The 14551-nt window shown below is 41.8% G+C and carries 19 protein-coding genes; 10 read left to right on the forward strand and 9 right to left on the reverse strand.

Annotated elements, in window-relative coordinates; translation table 11 throughout:
* Positions 1-46 precede the first annotated feature (46 nt).
* Positions 47-1627 carry a fatty acid--CoA ligase gene (locus ACYP5M_RS23270; protein WP_459735578.1) on the forward strand — a complete coding sequence of 527 codons (1581 nt, stop codon included), beginning with the start codon at positions 47-49 and terminating at the stop codon, positions 1625-1627.
* A gap of 386 nt (positions 1628-2013) precedes the next feature.
* Here ACYP5M_RS23270 and ACYP5M_RS23275 read toward each other — a convergent pair whose 3' ends face one another.
* From ACYP5M_RS23275 to ACYP5M_RS23285, 3 genes are all read right to left on the reverse strand, one after another.
* On the reverse strand, positions 2014-2199 hold the full coding sequence (locus ACYP5M_RS23275; protein ID WP_101225951.1) for a YfhD family protein: 186 nt from the start codon (positions 2197-2199) through the stop codon (positions 2014-2016).
* Positions 2200-2307: 108 nt separating this feature from the next.
* Positions 2308-2430: a YfhE family protein gene (locus tag ACYP5M_RS23280; RefSeq protein WP_081088510.1), complete on the reverse strand. Its 123-nt coding sequence runs from the start codon at positions 2428-2430 to the stop codon at positions 2308-2310.
* A gap of 53 nt (positions 2431-2483) precedes the next feature.
* The gene (locus ACYP5M_RS23285; RefSeq protein ID WP_434169734.1) at positions 2484-3404 is read right to left on the reverse strand and encodes a TIGR01777 family oxidoreductase; all 921 of its coding nucleotides are present in this window, start codon (positions 3402-3404) and stop codon (positions 2484-2486) included.
* A 125-nt stretch (positions 3405-3529) separates the two neighbouring features.
* Between ACYP5M_RS23285 and recX the strand changes: the two genes are divergently transcribed.
* The gene (gene recX, locus ACYP5M_RS23290; RefSeq protein ID WP_101225952.1) at positions 3530-4327 is read left to right on the forward strand and encodes a recombination regulator RecX; all 798 of its coding nucleotides are present in this window, start codon (positions 3530-3532) and stop codon (positions 4325-4327) included.
* A gap of 75 nt (positions 4328-4402) precedes the next feature.
* A complete protein-coding gene (locus tag ACYP5M_RS23295) occupies positions 4403-4714 on the forward strand; it encodes a YfhH family protein (RefSeq protein ID WP_063234815.1) in 312 nt (103 codons plus the stop codon).
* Positions 4715-4755: 41 nt separating this feature from the next.
* Here the strand turns inward: ACYP5M_RS23295 and ACYP5M_RS23300 are convergent, their stop codons facing one another.
* A complete protein-coding gene (locus ACYP5M_RS23300) occupies positions 4756-4911 on the reverse strand; it encodes a small, acid-soluble spore protein K (RefSeq protein ID WP_034305387.1) in 156 nt (51 codons plus the stop codon).
* A gap of 113 nt (positions 4912-5024) precedes the next feature.
* Here ACYP5M_RS23300 and ACYP5M_RS23305 point away from each other — a divergent pair, with 113 nt between their 5' ends.
* A complete protein-coding gene (locus tag ACYP5M_RS23305) occupies positions 5025-5291 on the forward strand; it encodes a YfhJ family protein (RefSeq protein WP_101225953.1) in 267 nt (88 codons plus the stop codon).
* Between the two features lie 55 nt (positions 5292-5346).
* Here ACYP5M_RS23305 and ACYP5M_RS23310 read toward each other — a convergent pair whose 3' ends face one another.
* On the reverse strand, positions 5347-6324 hold the full coding sequence (locus tag ACYP5M_RS23310) for a metal-dependent hydrolase (RefSeq protein ID WP_260359074.1): 978 nt from the start codon (positions 6322-6324) through the stop codon (positions 5347-5349).
* A 207-nt stretch (positions 6325-6531) separates the two neighbouring features.
* On the opposite strand from ACYP5M_RS23310, the gene mutY reads away from it, so the two are divergent.
* On the forward strand, positions 6532-7650 hold the full coding sequence (mutY, locus tag ACYP5M_RS23315) for an A/G-specific adenine glycosylase (RefSeq protein WP_434167904.1): 1119 nt from the start codon (positions 6532-6534) through the stop codon (positions 7648-7650).
* Positions 7651-7813: 163 nt separating this feature from the next.
* Here mutY and ACYP5M_RS23320 read toward each other — a convergent pair whose 3' ends face one another.
* Entirely contained in the window at positions 7814-8038 is a 225-nt protein-coding gene (locus ACYP5M_RS23320) for a hypothetical protein (protein ID WP_101225956.1), read from the reverse strand.
* A 67-nt stretch (positions 8039-8105) separates the two neighbouring features.
* On the opposite strand from ACYP5M_RS23320, the gene fabL reads away from it, so the two are divergent.
* From fabL to ACYP5M_RS23345, 5 genes are all read left to right on the forward strand, one after another.
* Entirely contained in the window at positions 8106-8855 is a 750-nt protein-coding gene (gene fabL / locus ACYP5M_RS23325; protein ID WP_230178804.1) for an enoyl-[acyl-carrier-protein] reductase FabL, read from the forward strand.
* 81 nt (positions 8856-8936) lie between these two features.
* Complete coding sequence (locus ACYP5M_RS23330) at positions 8937-9212, forward strand: gamma-type small acid-soluble spore protein (protein WP_434167903.1); 276 nt, start codon at positions 8937-8939, stop codon at positions 9210-9212.
* A 162-nt stretch (positions 9213-9374) separates the two neighbouring features.
* Positions 9375-9629 (forward strand): YgaB family protein, encoded by a 255-nt coding sequence (locus tag ACYP5M_RS23335; RefSeq protein ID WP_452445089.1) that lies wholly within the window; start codon positions 9375-9377, stop codon positions 9627-9629.
* A gap of 233 nt (positions 9630-9862) precedes the next feature.
* Positions 9863-10393: a nucleoside tri-diphosphate phosphatase gene (ntdP, locus tag ACYP5M_RS23340; protein WP_048685440.1), complete on the forward strand. Its 531-nt coding sequence runs from the start codon at positions 9863-9865 to the stop codon at positions 10391-10393.
* A 250-nt stretch (positions 10394-10643) separates the two neighbouring features.
* Positions 10644-12392 carry an ABC transporter ATP-binding protein gene (locus ACYP5M_RS23345; RefSeq protein WP_434167902.1) on the forward strand — a complete coding sequence of 583 codons (1749 nt, stop codon included), beginning with the start codon at positions 10644-10646 and terminating at the stop codon, positions 12390-12392.
* Between the two features lie 74 nt (positions 12393-12466).
* On the opposite strand, the gene ACYP5M_RS23350 is transcribed toward ACYP5M_RS23345, so the two are convergent.
* The 3 genes from ACYP5M_RS23350 to ACYP5M_RS23360 form a co-directional block, all read right to left on the reverse strand.
* On the reverse strand, positions 12467-13387 hold the full coding sequence (locus tag ACYP5M_RS23350; RefSeq protein ID WP_241593526.1) for an EamA family transporter: 921 nt from the start codon (positions 13385-13387) through the stop codon (positions 12467-12469).
* Positions 13388-13646: 259 nt separating this feature from the next.
* Positions 13647-13994, reverse strand: coding sequence for a hypothetical protein (locus tag ACYP5M_RS23355; protein WP_101225960.1), 348 nt, complete (start codon positions 13992-13994; stop codon positions 13647-13649).
* A 13-nt stretch (positions 13995-14007) separates the two neighbouring features.
* On the reverse strand, positions 14008-14538 hold the full coding sequence (locus ACYP5M_RS23360; protein WP_214787499.1) for an NAD(P)H-dependent oxidoreductase: 531 nt from the start codon (positions 14536-14538) through the stop codon (positions 14008-14010).
* Positions 14539-14551 lie beyond the last annotated feature (13 nt).

Genomic DNA, 14551 nt, shown 5'->3' on the forward strand with positions numbered 1-14551 from the left:
TGAACTCTTCCTGTTGATGGTGGGCCTACTTGAGGAGGAAAATGATATGTCAGTGACGATTAAAAATATCTTTGATCAGACGGTTCAGGAATTCCCCATTAAAGAAGCTATCTACGACGTGAGAAGAAATTTCCGCTATACGTACATTCAATGGAATGAGCAGGTGAATAGGTTGGCGGCGGCCCTTCAAGCGGAAGGGGTGCGGAAAGGGGACAGGGTCTCTACGTACCTTTACAACAATGAAGAGCTTGCAACAGCATTCTTTGCCTGTGCAAAAATCGGTGCAATCTTTAATCCAATCAATTTCCGGTTAATGCCGGAAGAGTTGGCTTTCATCTTGAACGACGCTGCTCCAAAGGTCGTTTTATTCGAACACGAATTGGAAGCGAACGTTGCCGCGGTTGAAAAGCGTTTTTCGGAAACAGCCTTTTGGTATATTGATGATGATGTACCTGGATATGCCAAAGGTTACCGCCAGAAATTGGCCAGCATCTCATCAAAGCCAGAAGAAGTGGATGTTCACGAGGATGATATCTATGCCATCATGTATACGAGCGGGACTACCGGACGCCCCAAAGGGGTCATCCACCTTCATAAAGATATGGTCAAACAAGCAGAGATTTTAATAGAAGCAATGAAGTACGAACGCTCTGATATCGGTTTGATTACTGCACCGATGTTCCATTGTGCCGAATTGCACTGTTCCTTTTTACCTCGCGTACAGGTCGGTGCCGCAAATGTCATATTACATCAGTTTAATCCCAAAAAGGTAATGGAACTGATTGAATCCGAGGGGATCACCAAGTTTTTTGCTGCTCCTACGATGTGGAACATGCTCATTCAGGAAAACTTGGATGATTATAAATTCCAGAGTTTGAAGCTTGGGCTTTATGGAGCAGCCCCGATGGCCCCCTCACTTGTAAGGGCCTGTCAGGAGAAACTCGGCATGCAGTTCATCCAAGCTTATGGAATGACTGAAATGGGTCCCGCCATCACTCTCCTATTGGAGGAAGATCAAATTAGGAAAGCGGGTTCTGCCGGCAAGGCATGCTTCGAACATGAAATCATCATTGTCCGCCCGAATGAAGAAGGGCCATCGGATCCCGAGGATATGCTTGAACCTGGGGAAACAGGGGAGATCCTTGTGAAGGGTCCATGTATCATGCGGGGTTACTTTCAAAAAGATAGAGAGACCGAAACGGCGCTTTACAAAGGCTGGTACCATTCCGGTGACATCGGTTTCCTGGATGAGGATGGATATCTGTGGGTCAAGGACCGGGTGGACGACATGATCATTTCCGGTGGGGAAAATATATATCCACGGGAAGTGGAGGATACATTATATGAGCATCCAGGAGTTCTCGACTGTGCAGTCCTTGGTCAGCCAGATGATCATTGGGGGGAAATGGTAACGGCCTTCATCGTAGCCAAAGACCCAACGCTAGCGGAATCCGACTTAGAAACCTGGTGTAAGAACAGTGAAACACTGGCGAACTATAAACGTCCAAGAAGATATATCTTCAGTAATGAGCTGCCTCGAAACGCAAGTGGGAAGATGCAAAAATTCATGCTTCGTAAACAGTTGGAAGAAAATGCTGATGGAAAAAGTTTGGGGAACCTTCTTTAATGCTGGGGTCAATAGCAATAAGCCTACTGACAAGTTAGGGGTGGAAAAGTCATTTGGCATACAATAATACTTGGAGGTAAGACATAATATAGACCGTAACAGATAGTTATTATATAAATAATAATCCTGTGGAACAATTCAAGGAGAGAGAATAGTTATCCACAATAATAATGCTGAGTGGTTAGCTTAAAATCTACTTTATCCACATAATCCACAGGGTTATCCAGAAATAACATTATTTTCATGTTGATAAGGTGATTTATTGTACTTGTTTTTTATCAGTATTTTCTGAATATATCCACAATATACACAGGGCTGTGGATAAGCTATGTAAATAAAGAAAACATAAGAGGCTGATTAACAGCCCCTTGGTTGGTTTCTCCTGCTTATAAGCGGCGATTATGAGCACGGCGGTCAGCCGCATTTGCCCGGGCTTGTGCCTCGATGTCTTCCTGGTCAGCCAGTTCGGAAGAATATTCAACGTCAAGTCCGTCACTTTTCAGGTTTTTAGGAACCTGAGGAAGTTTCTGTTTGTTCTTATCTCGATTATGGTGTATGTTATTGCGTCCCATGTTAGCGCCCCCTAGAATAAAAAATAAGCTGGAGATGAATTCATTTATCATCTCCAGCTTATTTTGTGTTGAGTGGCTGTTCAAAATGTACGGGAAAAAACTCCAAACTTAACGACGGGATTTCTTTTCGGTATATCCACCAGCCCGATCTGCTTTTTTAAATTCGCGAGCATAAAGAATCGCTTGTGTACTAGTCAAGTTACTTTTCTCTTTATCGTGTTTTTTAAGCAATTAGATCATCTCCATTCCACTTAATATCCCTATTTTTTCCTAAAATGACCCTTTCATACGTGAGAATCTTCTTTTAAGATATTTTGTAAAGATTCTTTAAGGGTTGGAAAGGAGAAGGTGAATCCTTCCACTTTAAGTTTAGCGGGAAGTACATTTTGCCCTTCAAGTACAAGTATGCTCATTTCCCCAAGCAGTTTCTTGAGGAAGAAGGGAGGTACGGGCAACCAATGGGGCCGGTGCAGGACAGCTCCTATCGTTTTCCCGAATGTATCCATCTGAACGGGGTTCGGTGCAGTAAAATTGACTGGACCTTCTATCCGAGCATCGTTCATGCAAAAGATGATTGCACGGACCACGTCATGGATATGAATCCAGGAAAGCCACTGATTCCCTTTGCCCATCTTTCCTCCGCCGAATAGTTTATAGGGGAGGACCATCATTGGCAGTGCACCGTCTTTTTCTCCAAGAATCACCCCGAATCTTGTCAGAATCAACCTTTTACTGTAAGAGCGTGATTTAGCCGCTTCCTTTTCCCATAGTTGAACAGTACGGGCCAAGAAATCATCACCAATCGATTCAGAGGTTTCGGTAAAGGTTTCATCGTCCGAAATACCATAATATCCGATTGCACTTGCATTAATGATGACGGACACTTTATCGGGCAGTATGGAAATGATCCGGTTCATCTCTTTGGAAGCTTCGACCCTGCTTTCGACAATCCTGCGTTTTCGTTCAGGTGTCCAACGCCCGCTGTTTAAAGATTCACCAGCAAGGTTAATGAAAACATCGAGCCCTGCCAAGTGTTTTTCCGGCTTTGCGTCCTTGGTCAACCAGCCGATATATGTCAAATTAGTCTGTTTATTAAATTTTTCGGGATGACGCGTCAAAATATATATATCATGATTTTCTTTTGATAATTCATCAATAAGGGCTGTGCCGACAAAACCGCTTCCACCAGCAATGGCTATTTTCATGAAAACCACTTCCTTTCCCTTTCTTTCCTTCACTTTAACATGCCCATGTTCTTTTTTCATTTTTAGACATGCTATATATAGAAATGGTAAACGTAAAGGGGTAAAGTAGTGGAGGGGGTGGATTTATGCCAAACATAACAAAAATAACAACCCAAAAGAAACGTAAAGATCGTTATAACATTTTCGTTGACGAAAAATATGCCTTCAGTGTAGACGAAGAAGTGCTACTGAAATTTCACTTGAAAAAGGGTATGGAACTTGATGACCTGCTTTTGGCTGAAATACAATTCCATGATGAAATCCAAAAAGCATTTACCGATGCACTTAATTATTTATCATACCGGATGCGCTCGGAATCGGAAATTCGCCTTTATTTAAAAAAGAAGGAAACGGAAGAGCCGATCATTAAGGAAGCGATACATAAACTTTACAGCTTTAACTATTTAGACGACCTTGAATTTGCCAAGGCTTACGTACGGACCCATGTGAATGGCGGCAATAAAGGGCCCACTACCCTTAAGCTCGAGCTTAAGGAAAAAGGGGTGCAAGAAAAGTTGGTTGTCGAGGCATTGAAGGAATACCCCTATGATATTCAGATTGAACATGCAAGCAAACTTGCTGGAAAAGCGGTCAAAAAGGAAAAAAACATTTCCGAACGAGCTTTAAAGCTGAAGGTTGAACAAACCTTGTTACGGAAAGGCTTCCCAAGAGATGTCATCCATGAAGCACTTGAAGATGTGACGGTTGAAAAGGATGAAGATGAACAATGGGATTCTCTTTGCCACCATGCCGAAAAAATGCAACGTCGATATAAAAACCATGAAGGCTTCGAATATGAACAAAAAATGAAGCAGGCATTATACCGAAAAGGTTTTCCAATAGAATTGATTGAGCGTTATCTTTCCAATCCTGATGGGGATTAAGTGCATCGATAGCCAAATCGCAAAATTTTGTTTAATATAGAGGTAAATTAATATTTCATTTAAGGAGTCATATATATGAGCGACGTAAGATACAGCAAGTTGTCCGCCTATGAACTACAGCAGGAAATTGCAGCGTTGACTGAAAAAGCGAGAAAAGCAGAGCAATTGGGAATGGTTAATGAATTTTCAGTATTGGAACGAAAAGTGACGATGGCAAAGGCCTATTTGTTAAATCCGGATGATTTCAAAAAAGGTGAAATATATCAAATTGACGGAGATCCCGGTGTCTATTTCAAAATTGATTATATGAATGGCGTATTCGCCTGGGGATACCGCTTAGGCGGAAGCGGTAAGGAAGAAGCACTGCCGATTTCAATGTTAAAATAAAAAGGAACCGGGGAACTACCCGATTCCTTCTGGTGCATCTTTTAATTCGATCGCTCGTTTGAGGCTTTCATTCTTTCTTGAGGGTGTGTATTTATACTGCCATCTGCACGCTTTGAAGCATACCTTGCTTTGGCACGAGGCTCGCCTTGGAATTTATTATTGTTTTGGTTGGGGAATCCTTTTTGTTTATTTCGCAAATTTTTCTCCTCCAAGCATCAGATTAAAGACAGAAGCGTTTCCGCTTACCACTAGTATGGGTATGGAACAGTATAGTTCATTCTGTAAAAATATTGGCAATGAGGTGGTTCTAATGAATGATTACCATGAAAGATTAACCAAGATACTGCTTGAGAAAAATGAACACATCACGTATGAGCAAGCTTTGACTTGGGTGGAATTATTATGGGAAGATTTCGAGGCGACCTATGCAAAGGCCGGGCATGAATATGCCGGAGAAGAAATGACATCGCGAGTTGTAAGGACCTGGATTGATAACTACGGTGAGCAATTCCACGAATTCATTGCAAAAAACCCTAAATATCAACAGTTATTAAATCAGCAGAATCGAGTGCATTAAAAAAGCTGATTCCAGAGGGGTTCCCTGGAATCAGCTCTTTTTCAATACGCAGTGACTACAAAATAATATTCAATTTCTTCTGCAGTTTCGCTTCGCTAAAGATCCAGCCGGTATAAGAATTCAAGATATTCAATTCGCTGTCTAAATGGACCACTGCCACAAACGGGTAATATCCATTGCTGCGGTATCTTAAATCGATAAAACGGACTTCATAATATTCTTTAATCTGTTCGATTTCAAATCGGTAAACCGGCGAAAAGGACAGAAAGGCTGCCAAGTTGATATCCTTTTTGGCGGCTTCAAGAATTTCACTTTCAGGCAATGGCACTCGATCGAAGGTATCTAGAATCGTCACATATCCATTATCGGCCCGTGCCACATAATAATTCTTTTCGGTAATCACCGCAATTTTCCAGCGATGAAAACGCATGGTCGGTGATAATAGGATTTTCCTTGCTCCTGGAATTTGCTTTTTGACCACTTTTTTTATAAAAGCTTGTTCCCTGAACCTGGAAATATAATAAATGACGAGTATTCCGTAAATGGAAAGAAATAAATAGCCTGGAGGAAATCCAAAGCCCCATAATATCAGGCCGGCAACATGTATTCCAAAAATGAACGGGTCAAAGGTATTGATGACCCCTAAAGCTACCCATTTTGACGAAATCGGCCTGAGAGCCTGGGTCCCATAAGCATTGAATATATCCACGAACACGTGAAGGAAAACGGCTAAAAAGGTCCAAAGCCAAAGATGAAGGTAATTTGCTTCAGGTAAGATGGCGAAAAGTGCTCCGCTGATAATCAAGGGCCAGAGTAAAACAGCGGGAATGGAATGCGTGATTCCACGGTGGTTTCGTATATATACAGCGTTATTCCTTAATTTTAAAACAGTGTCAATGTCCGGAGCTTGTGATCCCAATATCGTACCTGCTATGACTGCACTTGCAGTGACTGGGCTCTGCGCAATGACAGGATCTAATGTGGCAAGACCTCCAAGAGCAATTCCCATGACAAAGTGAGTACCTGTATCCAAAAAACTAACCTCCCTGCCACAATTTGAAAAAAATGGTCTTCTTTCATCATACCGTATTTATATATTAACCATCAAATGAATATAATTTTGATTTATTTCCGTGAATCTTTACAAATAAATGAATATGAACATGATATTAAAAAAAGAATGGCCTACTATAGGTATTCCCAATTTTGATAAGAGTGTAACATCTTTGGAGGAACTGATGTGAAAGAAATAACGATCCCGACAATAGAAAAAATAAAAATCGATGAATTTCAAAAAGATTTGGTTTCCTGGTTTCTCGAAGAACAAAGAGAATTGCCATGGAGGGAAAATAAGGACCCGTACCGTGTTTGGGTTTCTGAAATAATGCTGCAGCAAACGAGAGTGGACACGGTGATTCCTTATTTCAACCGGTTTGTGGAATGGTTTCCTACACTCGAGGATTTTGCCAATGCCGATGAAGAGAAAATCCTAAAAGCATGGGAAGGGCTGGGATATTATTCACGTGTAAGGAATCTGCATAGTGCCGTTCAGGAAGTGAAGGCATCCTATAATGGGATTGTACCGGATGATCCCGATGAAATATCCAAATTGAAAGGTGTCGGCCCTTATACAGCTGGTGCGATACTTAGTATCGCATACGGTAAGCCGGAGCCAGCCGTTGATGGAAACGTCATGCGTGTTTTATCAAGGATATTGATGATATATGAAGATATTGCAAAGCCAAAGACAAGAAAAACTTTCGAAGCAGCCGTCAGAAAGCTGATCGATCATGAACATACCTCTGCCTTCAATCAAGCGTTGATGGAACTTGGAGCATTGATTTGTACACCAGGTAAGCCTGCCTGCCTATTATGTCCCGTCCAAAGTCATTGTCTAGCATTTGAAGCTGGGGTTCAGTCGGAATTGCCGGTGAAAATCCAAAAGAAAAAGACGCGGGATGTACCAATTGTAGCTGCCGTTTTAACGAATGAAAAAGGTGAGTTTTTAATTCACAAGCGAGCACCAGAAGGATTGCTTGCAAATCTTTGGGAATATCCGAATTTCGAAAACCATTCATCCCTTTTGCATAAGAGGGAGTTCTTCGAAAGTAGGTTTCAGGAAATGTATGGCGTCAAACCGGAAATCACTGAATCACTTGTAAGAATTGAACATGTTTTCTCACACCTCGTTTGGAAAGTGGACACGTATATCGGAGTGGTCAAAGAAGCCATCAGTGAAGAGACATTAAGAGAACAGCAACTTAAGTGGGTGAGTGAGGCAGAGATGGAGGAGTTGGCATTTCCGGTTTCCCACCAAAAAATGATGAGAGCGTATAAAGAAAAAGAGAGTATCGAATAAATCTTTATAGTATTCAAGCATTCGTGGGTTCAATCATATTACATTCTTTATTTTTTGGGTGCGATTTGTATTTCCGTGGGAACAGGGATATTATGCTAAAAGAGGATATCCGCTAAGATATCCTCTTCCTTTTGTTGATTATTAAAGCGATATCCGTATAAAATCAATCGTAAATGGTTTTCGTTCCATGGGTATAATCTGCTTCTTGTCTATTAAGTCCGCCTCTATTTTCAATTTCTTTGACAATTTCGCTATGGATACTCTGTCCTTCTTGGTTTAAATAAGGTACCATTTGTTGAAGGGAGTGATGAAAATAGGCAAGTTCACTATTTTCCCAATCCGATTTTTGCATCATCGATAACTCTGTCATATCACGTCCAACATACATAACAGTAACACTCCTTAAAAAATGATTTTTATTACTAGGTGTTTACTCAGAAAGGATGAATAAACGTATGGAACAAAAAGTGGCACTCGTTACAGGTAGCAGTAAAGGTTTAGGCAGAAGCACGGCAATAAGGCTTGCAGAGGAAGGTTACGACCTCGTTATTAATTATGCCCGGAGCAAGTCGAAAGCATTAGAAGTGGCGGCCGAAATTGAAGCGTTAGGGCGCAAAGCCCTTGTAGTTAAGGCAAATGTCGGTGACGTTGCGAAAGTGAAAAGCATGTTCGAGGAAATCGATGCTTATTATGGACGTTTGGATATTTTCATTAATAATGCGGCCTCTGGAGTGCAGCGCCCATTGATGGAGCTGGAGGAATCCCATTGGAACTGGACCATGGACATCAATACAAAAGCCCTCCTTTTCTGCGCACAGGAAGCGGCGAAATTAATGGAGAGGAACGGCGGAGGGAAAATTGTCAGCATCAGTTCACTGGGCTCCATTCGCTATTTGAAAAATTATACAGCTGTTGGAGTTTCCAAGGCTGCACTTGAAGCACTGACAAGATATTTAGCGGTCGAACTGGCTGCAAAAAATATTTGTGTCAATGCCGTATCAGGCGGTGTGATCGATACGGATGCCCTGAAGTCTTTCCCGAATCGGGATGAAATGCTTGCTGAGGCGGCAGATCAGACTCCCGCTGGCCGGATGGTCGAGGTGGAAGATATGGTGAATACCATCCTGTTTTTAATTTCCGATGGAGCCAGTATGATTCGTGGACAAACCGTAATTGTTGATGGAGGCATTTCATTGCTTGTTTAATGTAACTGGAAAAATTTAAATGATTTTTGTTGGATAGCACTCCTGGATAATGGTTATCTTATTATCGTGGAGGTGATATCAATGGCTAAAAACATGAATAAATCACAAGCAGGTACAAATGTTCAACAAGTGAGACAACAAAACGCGCAATCTCAACAAGGTCAAGGCCAATTCGGTACAGAGTTTGCTTCTGAAACTAACGTTCAAGAAGTGAGACAACAAAACGCGCAATCTCAACAAAGAAAAGGCCAAGGTCAAGCACAAGGCCAATTCGGTACAGAGTTTGCTTCTGAAACTAACGTTCAAGAAGTGAAACAACAAAACCAAAAATCTCAAAGCAATAAAAACCAAGGCTAATTGCCGATGAAAAAGCATCCTTCTTATGAAGGGTGCTTTTTTTTGCCTTTCATTGTATTCGACAAATGTTTCGTTGTGTTTACATTTTATGTCAAAGGAAAAAGCTGATTAAAATAGAATATACATACTTATAGAAAAAATACAGATTAGGAAGGTGCATTCATGGAGGAATTTAACCGGCTTATTAACGACCAGTTGAAAACGATGGATAAGCTTTTACTTTTACAATCCGAAATCGAAAGATGCCAAGATATAGAGAAGCAACTCCTTGCCCTGGAAGAGGAGAGTGAAGCGGTCACCATTCAGGAAGAGATTCAACTCAAAAAGCAGGAATTGAAAAGTATCCATGATATGTTCGAGAAGCAAACGGAAGAAGTCATCCGTTATTTTCAGCAAGGACAGGCTGCCATACGATAAATAACCGGCTAATTTCTTAGTTAAAATGGGTGGATGGTCAGACTTTTTCGACTTATTTACACATTTTCACTGGGAGATTAGCCACTTTTGTTTTAAATTTGTGAATAAATCGCTATAATATAGGAATATAGGGTAAATGGAAAAAAGTATATATTTTAAATACACACAACAACTGCAAACGGAATAGGGCACAGTACGCTGTCAGGGTGTCTATAGAAAGTAGGGAGAGATAAATGGGGATTGTTCCTGCCGAAGGAGGAAAAATCCAAATCCACAGCTATAAACATAATGGACATATCCATCGTATCTGGGAAGAGACAACCGTTTTAAAAGGGACCCAAAATCTGGTGATAGCAGCGAATGACCGTACTATGGTAACGGAATCAGATGGAAGGACCTGGATTACGAGAGAGCCGGCGATTTGCTATTTTCATTCAAAGTATTGGTTTAATGTTATTGGTATGTTGAGAGAGGACGGGGTTTATTATTATTGCAATATCAGTTCGCCGTTCACATACGATTCGGGAGCATTGAAATACATTGATTATGACCTGGACATTAAAGTATTCCCAGATATGACGTTTAATTTGCTGGATGAGGATGAATATGAAAGGCATCGGAAAGAAATGAATTACCCGGATGCCATCGATTCAATATTGAAACAGAACGTAGACTATTTGATTTATATGATACGCCAGCGAAAAGGACCATTCTCCGCAGAGTTTATTGATAGTTGGTATGAACGCTTTTTAACCTATCGATGATAGAAAAGGCCTGCTGCTTAATTGGCAGGCTTTTTCATTGTGTAACATATATCTACACAACTGTTTCAATCTATCACGATGCAGGAACCATTAAACCTCCTTTAAATGTGTTTGAAAGTTAGTGAATGAAATCCTTTTGATACTTAATCATCGAAAAGGAAAATATAATTGAACAGTGCATATAAGATTCCAAATTGCTGTTATGGACTTTTTTCATTTGGATTTAATGATTCAGAAAAGGAGGTATTCCGTGGGGAGCATTAAGAGATATTTGCAATTCGTCAAACCATATAAATGGCAGATAATCGGAACGGTACTGATTGGATTGCTAAAGTTCGCAATTCCGCTTCTGCTTCCATTGCTCAGTAAGTATATAGTGGATGACATCATCGGAAATGGTGACCTGTCCAAAGCCGTGAAATCCGAACGCCTTTTATGGGCAATGGCCATCATGATTTTCATTTTCGTTGCAGTTAGACCGCCGATTGAGTATTACAGACAATATTTTGCGCAATGGACCGGAACGAAAATCTTATATGATATTCGTAATGATTTATTTACTCATATACAGAAACTGAGTTTTAAATATTATTCCAATACAAGGGTGGGCGAGGTCATTTCGAGGATGATCACGGATGTGGAACAAACGAAGAACTTTGTCATCACGGGTTTGATGAACCTTTGGCTCGATATAGCAACGATCATCATAGTGATAGTCATCATGTTTACAATGGACGTGAAGTTAACCGTTGTATCGATCATCATGCTTCCTTTTTACGCATTTTCGATTAAGCATTTCTTTGGCAAGCTGAGAACCTATACAAGGATTCGATCCCAAGCGTTAGCTGATGTACAGAGTCACCTTCATGAACGGGTTTCAGGGATGTCAGTCATCAAAAGCTTTGCGATAGAAGACAGGGAACAGGAATTGTTTGCGAAGCAAAACAAGAATTTCCTCGATAAGGCCCTAAAGCATACAAGCTGGAATGCCAAGTCATTTGCCGTCGTGAATACGATCACGGATATTGCCCCCTTGCTCGTAATAGGATTTGCCGGTTATCAGGTCATTCATGAACAATTGTCACTGGGTACCATGGTTGCCTTCGTCGGTTTCATTGACCGGCTTTATAATCCCCTCAGACGTTTAGTTAACTCTTCGACGACAATGACCCAGACATTGGCGTCCATGGACAGGGTTTTTGAGTTTGTGGATGAGAAGTATGATATCGATGACGAACCAGGGGCGAAAGAGCTTAAGCATGTGGAAGGCAGAATAACCTTTCAGGATGTATCGTTTGCTTATGACGAAAAAGAGGCACCCGTTTTGAAACATATAAACTTGGATGTCAAACCAGGGGAAACCATTGCACTTGTCGGGATGAGCGGCGGCGGGAAATCCTCGATCGTCAGTTTGATTTCCCGTTTCTATGATGTGACGGAGGGAAAGGTATTATTGGATGGGACGGATATCCGTAAGTATCAAGTCCGCTCCCTAAGAGATAAAATAGGAATGGTTCTACAGGATAATATCTTATTTAGCGAATCGGTTAAGGCCAACATCCTTATGGGACGACCTGATGCAAGTGATGAAGAAGTATTTGAAGCGGCAAAGGCGGCGAATGCCCATGACTTCATCATGGGTCTGAAAGAAGGATATGAAACGAAAGTCGGGGAGCGGGGAGTTAAATTATCCGGAGGCCAAAAGCAACGGGTGGCCATTGCGAGGGTATTTTTGAAAAACCCGCCAATCCTTGTACTTGATGAAGCCACATCCGCATTGGATTTGGAAAGTGAACACTACATCCAGGAGGCGCTGGATATTTTAGCGAAAGACCGGACAACCATCATCGTGGCCCATCGGTTATCCACCATCACCCATGCCGATCGGATCGTTCATATCGATAATGGGGAAATTACGGAAATGGGAACACACGAAGAACTTATGAAAAAGCAAGGGCATTACTACAACCTATTTCAAGTACAACAATTGGATTCTTAAGAAGAATAGGAAAAACAATATACAAAAGAAGACCATTCCTCTAACGGGAATGGTCTTTCTTGTGCGCATGCACGTTATGAAATCCTTTTTTCATGCAGCGTTTTTTTTCTGTCAGGAAGGAAATGCGGCAGATGCTTTATTCCCTCAGGCAAGGCGATGCCTACGATGATCAAGCACATCCCAAACCATTGCAGTGACGTAACCTGTTCATGCAAAAAGATGACGGAAACGACCATCGCTGAGGGCAGTTCCGCAGCACAAAGAATCGTTCCAAGGCCGACACCCACTTTGGGCAAACTGACAGCAAAGAAAAAGAAAGGAACTAAAACACCCAATGTGCCGAGCAGCAGACCGTAGTACCATAGGTTCGTTTGGACAAGATTCGTCACAAGTGTGACGGGGTTAGTTGTGAATACAGCAGTCAACATACCACCTGTTGCAATGAAAAACAGCCGTTTCATTGAAGATTCCCCAACTGCGAATTGAGAGTTGCAATACATATATAGCGCAAAAAGCAAGGCAGACAATAGACCGAACAATACGCCTTTTAGGCTTAGGCCGGATAGAGGCTGACCAAAGATCGCGCCTGCCAATAATGTTCCGATGAAGAGAACGAAAATGGCAATGAGTTTATTTTTATCCGGGCGTCTTTTATTTATGAAACTTTCAATGAGGACGCCTATCCAGGTAAATTGAAATAAAAAGACAACGGCAATCGAAGCGGGAAGCTCGGATACGGAAACGGCATATGCCTTTCCGACGAAAGTGGACATCATGCCCGTGATTAAAAGTAATCCGGCACTCTTCCATGAAACTTTATATTTAAACGAAAAAAGAAATAACACGGAGACAATCAGCCAACCGACGAGGTATTGACTGCCGACCAGTTCTCCGGATGAATGGCCATCCATGAATCCAAACTTCATCATGGTGGATAATGTGCCATATGAGATCGAACCGATTAAGACCATTATGGAATACTTCAAAAGTTGCATATTTTTCACCCCTGTAAAAATAAAAATCGCCACCTGCCAAAAAGGCAAGTGACGAACGAAAAAAGGAAATCCTTTTAAAATTCCGTCTCTCAACAAAAGCTGAGTTTAAAAAAATGTTTGTGTTGCATTACCCTAGCTTAAAGTCTTTGTGAATATTTGTCAACCAGAAAAATAAGTTAAGCCTGCAGGTCTATCTTTAAGATAAAGGCGGTGTGGAAAACCCCAGAAGAGGCGAATATGCCGAATGGGGTGACGTGCTTCAATCGCCATTTTGCCGGAAGTCTTCCAATGTACCACGGTATTCCTTGTCTTTCATTTTGCGAAGATTAGGCTTTTTTTCTGCAGTTGGCTCATCATTTGGCTTTTGATTGTGAAGCTTGGAAAGTGCCAAACGATAATCCTGATCTTTCATTTTCAATTCATCATTGTCTGCTGGGGAGATGATTTCGGTTACGGAATCATCAGCCGAAGAGAAAGCGGACTCTTCCAACGAGTTCTCTTCCTCGACACCCGGCGGCTTACCTTCAGGGGATAAGGCCTTGATATTGTATGTGATCAAGCCCGTAACCGCTAATATGGCAACGATGATAATTAGAATTATGCCCATTGAATCAAGCCTCCTAGAGCTCGTTTATGAATGAACGGGTGACATGGGCAACCCGTTTTCCTAATGCTTCTCCAAGCTGCAAGTCATTTTTGGTGATGTTGTCATCCACACCGGGCGGACAGCTTATTCCTACTCCATAGTAGGAGCCATATAAGGCGTTTTCCGGGACAGTGCCGGGCAAGCCAACTATGATCATGCCTTGATGAAGCATAGGGGTGATTAAGTTCAGCATTGTAGCCTCGAGTCCGCCATGTACGGTGGCCGTCGTACAGAACACAGCACCCACTTTATTGATCAGCGCACCTTCCGCCCATAGATACCCAAGTTTATCAATCCATGTTTTCAAACTCGAACTGATGGTGCCGAAATGACCGGGACAGCCCCAAATGATGGCATCCATTTCCTGGAGCTTATAAACATCCGCCTCGTTCACATGGTCAATGAGAACCTCAGCGCCGGGGACCGCGGCGGCCCCATGAGCTATTGATTCGGCAAGTGCTTTCGTATGGTTGCCTTCACTGTCGTAAACAACATAGATCTTCATTTTTATTCCCCCA

The sequence above is a fragment of the Peribacillus sp. N1 genome (genome assembly GCF_054600815.1).

Bases quoted from the DNA above. Each gene is read 5' to 3' on its own strand.
- ACYP5M_RS23270 (WP_459735578.1), top strand. From the start codon at position 47: ATGTCAGTGACGATTAAAAATATCTTTGATCAGACGGTTCAGGAATTC.
- ACYP5M_RS23275 (WP_101225951.1), bottom strand. From the start codon at position 2,199: ATGGGACGCAATAACATACACCATAATCGAGATAAGAACAAACAGAAA.
- ACYP5M_RS23285 (WP_434169734.1), bottom strand. From the start codon at position 3,404: ATGAAAATAGCCATTGCTGGTGGAAGCGGTTTTGTCGGCACAGCCCTT.
- recX (WP_101225952.1), top strand. From the start codon at position 3,530: ATGCCAAACATAACAAAAATAACAACCCAAAAGAAACGTAAAGATCGT.
- ACYP5M_RS23295 (WP_063234815.1), top strand. From the start codon at position 4,403: ATGAGCGACGTAAGATACAGCAAGTTGTCCGCCTATGAACTACAGCAG.
- ACYP5M_RS23305 (WP_101225953.1), top strand. From the start codon at position 5,025: ATGAATGATTACCATGAAAGATTAACCAAGATACTGCTTGAGAAAAAT.
- ACYP5M_RS23320 (WP_101225956.1), bottom strand. From the start codon at position 8,038: ATGTATGTTGGACGTGATATGACAGAGTTATCGATGATGCAAAAATCG.
- fabL (WP_230178804.1), top strand. From the start codon at position 8,106: ATGGAACAAAAAGTGGCACTCGTTACAGGTAGCAGTAAAGGTTTAGGC.
- ACYP5M_RS23330 (WP_434167903.1), top strand. From the start codon at position 8,937: ATGGCTAAAAACATGAATAAATCACAAGCAGGTACAAATGTTCAACAA.
- ACYP5M_RS23335 (WP_452445089.1), top strand. From the start codon at position 9,375: ATGGAGGAATTTAACCGGCTTATTAACGACCAGTTGAAAACGATGGAT.
- ntdP (WP_048685440.1), top strand. From the start codon at position 9,863: ATGGGGATTGTTCCTGCCGAAGGAGGAAAAATCCAAATCCACAGCTAT.
- ACYP5M_RS23350 (WP_241593526.1), bottom strand. From the start codon at position 13,387: ATGCAACTTTTGAAGTATTCCATAATGGTCTTAATCGGTTCGATCTCA.
- ACYP5M_RS23355 (WP_101225960.1), bottom strand. From the start codon at position 13,994: ATGGGCATAATTCTAATTATCATCGTTGCCATATTAGCGGTTACGGGC.
- ACYP5M_RS23360 (WP_214787499.1), bottom strand. From the start codon at position 14,538: ATGAAGATCTATGTTGTTTACGACAGTGAAGGCAACCATACGAAAGCA.